This window comes from Clostridium sp. AM25-23AC (assembly GCF_003435125.1).
GTDB lineage: Bacteria > Bacillota > Clostridia > Lachnospirales > Lachnospiraceae > Pilosibacter > Pilosibacter fragilis.
In genome coordinates, this window is record NZ_QWGI01000074.1 from 1 (window position 1) to 3,706 (window position 3,706).

Genomic DNA, 3,706 nt, shown 5'->3' on the forward strand with positions numbered 1-3,706 from the left:
CATAGAAGAATCTAATTTACAGAGATTTTCTCATAGTCTCTACAAGGATGATAGATCATCCGGATTTCCTTTTGAACTTCCAATTTTCAGCGACTTTACTGCTACCGATGCATCTTCTGCACGTTCTTCTTTATTTGTCTCTGTTTCTTCATGTGCAGAATCTGCAGGGGCAATCGTAGTTATTTCCGGTATCGTCTTCTGAGCAGTCTGGCAGCCGGTCATAAACAAGCAGACAATCCCGAGCATTATAAATCGTTTTTTCATGTTATCACCTCCTGAATCACACGCGCTCAAATGACAGATATCTCGTCCCCTGAAAAGTGAGTTTTCCGATATCTCCTTCCGCCAGCATTCCATATTCTCTTCCTGAAACCTGTAGTTCCATCCGGTCACCGCTCTCTACCTGAAACGTGACATAGTAGCTGGTACTTGAAGTCGAATGAAAGCCATGAGCTCCAGACAGGTCACCCGCATTTGCATGGCTATGATGTGTGATATTTTCACGCTTTGCGACGATGGTTGCACTCACCGACAGACGCGGTGACTGATTGTTTTTGTGCCATGTTCTGATTCCGGTCACAAACTGAAAGATGATCATACCGAAAACGATCACGAAGATAATTGGAAACATATATTCAAACAGCATAAACATATCGCTCACCCCTTCTTAATCTTGCGTCTAACGATTCCCCTGAGCACAGCATATACAACAATCACGAAAAGCGAGGCAGCGCTATACAGTAATGCTTCTGTATACCAAGGCGCAGAATTCTGTTCGTATAGTTTCGGAAAGCGCTTGTACTCATAGAAATCCATACTCGTTTTAATCACAATCACATAAAAACTCGCATAGATCATACATTTTAAGAAATCGTAGAGTTTATTCATATCATCACCTCCGCGATACACTGCTCAATTTTTTTGACTTCAACAAACTGGAATTGTGCGCCCAGATAAGGGCGAGTAGTCTAGCAGGTGGAATGCCTGTCTGGTAAGGTCTAACCAACCGCCAGTAGCGAGTCTTGGGTGACTGTCAGTAATGATAGTTGCTAAGCGTAGACAGCGAGAAAATAGAGAGTGTGATTGAGCCTCGAAATTTTGACATTTAGAAGGCTGACGTTCTAATTTCGACGGAAAGCAACACAAATCAATTCGCATTGGTGAGAAATGGTTTGCTTCTGCGGGGTCAAAGAGCACTTTATGTTTTACATTGTGATTATTCAGTCAACTGGGGAGAGCCTATTGTTTCTTGCCATTGCAAGTATGGCAAACAACTGCAAAACAGGAGAATGTCAAAAGAACAGTAGGCAGTCGGATAGCTTCATAGTACTGAAGAAGTTGGGTAATGCCAACGGAGGAAAGGGAGCTACATAATAAGGGTCTTTCTGAGGACACATCAACCGTACTCAGGGACGGAGGTATTGATGGAAACGAAATTAGAAAGAATAGCAGAAATATCGGCAAATTCGCCGAGACCAGAGTTCACATCGTTGTATCATCTAATCAATAAAGAAATGCTTTTGCAATGTCACAAAGAATTAGACGGAAACAAAGCAGTCGGTGTTGATGAGATTACTAAGAAAGAGTACGGGAGAAATCTGGAGCAAAACATAGATGACTTGGTAGAAAGACTGAAAAGAAAATCATACAAACCACAGCCATCAATTAGGGTATATATCCCTAAAAGCAATGGAAAACGTCGACCATTAGGAATTGCGTGCTATGAGGACAAAATAGTCCAATTAGCATTAAAGAAGATATTAGAAGCTATCTATGAACCGAGATTTCTGAACTGCATGTACGGATTCAGACCAAATCGAGGATGTCATAACGCAATAAAAGAACTGTATAAGAGATTAAACAACACGAAAATCTGCTATATTGTGGATGCTGACATCAAAGGATTCTTCGACCATATGAAGCATGAATGGATTATCAAGTTTCTCAAACTTTATATTAAAGACCCCAACATAATTGGTCTTGTCAAGAAGTATCTTAAAGTGGGAGTGCTGGATAATGGTGAACTTATGGTGAATGAAGAAGGTTCAGCTCAAGGCAATATCATAAGTCCAATCCTAGCAAACATATATATGCACAATGTATTGACACTATGGTATAAGTTTATTATTACCAAAGAATGCAAGGGAGATAACTTTCTAATTGTATATGCAGATGATTTTGTTGCAGGATTTCAATATAAATGGGAAGCAGAGAATTACTACAAGCTTCTTAAAGAACGAATGGAGAAGTTCGGTTTGCAATTAGAAGATAGTAAAAGTCGTCTCTTACAAAGCGGTGCTTATATTGCAAGGGCAAAGCAAAAGAGCGGTGAGAGTATCAGATTACAAACATTTGATTTTCTGGGATTCACATTCTATTGTGGGCGTTCACGCAAAGGCATGCCATATATAATGCCAAAGACAAGCTCTAAGAAATTCAGACAGAAAATTCGAGACATCAAGGTATGGTTATATCCGAATAGAGACCAACCGCTAAAGAAACTAATGGGTATGCTAAATCTGAAACTAATAGGTCATTATAGGTACTATGGCATAAGTTTTAATGGCAGAATGATTTCAAACTACAAACAACAAGTGAGAGAACTTCTGTTTAAGGTGCTGAATAGACGAAGTGACAGAAAGAGTTATACAAGAGAAGGATTCATTGAAATGCTGAAATATTATCCATTGGCAATGCCAAAGATTTATGTCAGCTTGTTTTGAGACTGCAAATATTATTATGAAGAGCCGTATGCGGGAAAGCCGCACGTACGGTTCTGTGAGGGGCTTACATTGTGAGGTGTAAGTCTACTCGACTGTCGGGTTCTTTACATAGATAAAATATTAATTTTTCTTTCCACACCTAAAAAAAATAAAGTCTGGTTGATGAATAACTCCTCCAAACATATCTGCTCGCTTTTCTCTAATTGATTCTGGTACTTTTGATTCCTGACATTCCTCAATGATAAATCCAGCAGAAACAATATCATTTATTAATGTTGAAATCGTTCTATGATAAAGTTCATATTCATCTACTACCCAATGAATAACACGCTTACCCTCTATTCCGTAATTTCGTAGATTAGCATATAATCTTTCTCCAGTTTCTGCTCTGGTATATCTGTCAAAAGTCCCATCATATGCTGTACTTATTGGGTGTGACATCGAAAAAACACATTTGCCATTTTCATTCAAGTGACTATAAATCTGTTTCATAAGTCTTTCAAAATTTTCTACATAATCAAAAGCCAATGAACTTGTAATAACATCAAACTTTTCCTCTAAATCATCCAATTCTTCAAACGCCAGTCTTCTGTATTCAATATTAGAGGCAGCATTATTTTTTCTTGCATATGCTAACATTTTTTCCGATATATCAATTCCAAGAACGGATAACGCCCCCTTCTTTGAATATTGAAGTGCATGTTGCCCCATACCACATCCAATATCTAATACTTTCTTTTTATATAGTTCAGGTATCATTCCTAATATTATTGGTGTCTCAATAATATCATTAAAATTGATTTCTTTGCTACGTATTTTCTCGAAGTTTTCGTAAAATAAATCATTATCATAAATATTTTGTTTTGACATTCTGCAACCAGCCTTTCATATAAAAAATTATTTTTTGTTTTCTTCTACTTCCATCTTCTTGTCTTTCGGGCAACAAGCATCCTTCTCTTTCAGCTCGGTCAATTCCGATTTGT

At 37.9% G+C, this 3,706-nt stretch carries 4 protein-coding genes; 1 reads left to right on the forward strand and 3 read right to left on the reverse strand.

Annotated elements, in window-relative coordinates; all coding sequences use genetic code 11:
- Positions 1-39 precede the first annotated feature (39 nt).
- Entirely contained in the window at positions 40-264 is a 225-nt protein-coding gene (locus tag DW677_RS17790; protein WP_117567930.1) for a hypothetical protein, read from the reverse strand.
- A 16-nt stretch (positions 265-280) separates the two neighbouring features.
- Complete coding sequence (locus DW677_RS17795) at positions 281-652, reverse strand: DUF2500 domain-containing protein (RefSeq protein ID WP_117567931.1); 372 nt, start codon at positions 650-652, stop codon at positions 281-283.
- A 772-nt stretch (positions 653-1,424) separates the two neighbouring features.
- On the opposite strand from DW677_RS17795, the gene ltrA reads away from it, so the two are divergent.
- Positions 1,425-2,723: a group II intron reverse transcriptase/maturase gene (ltrA, locus tag DW677_RS17805; protein ID WP_117567932.1), complete on the forward strand. Its 1,299-nt coding sequence runs from the start codon at positions 1,425-1,427 to the stop codon at positions 2,721-2,723.
- Between the two features lie 120 nt (positions 2,724-2,843).
- On the opposite strand, the gene DW677_RS17810 is transcribed toward ltrA, so the two are convergent.
- Complete coding sequence (locus DW677_RS17810; RefSeq protein WP_117471364.1) at positions 2,844-3,593, reverse strand: class I SAM-dependent methyltransferase; 750 nt, start codon at positions 3,591-3,593, stop codon at positions 2,844-2,846.
- Positions 3,594-3,706 lie beyond the last annotated feature (113 nt).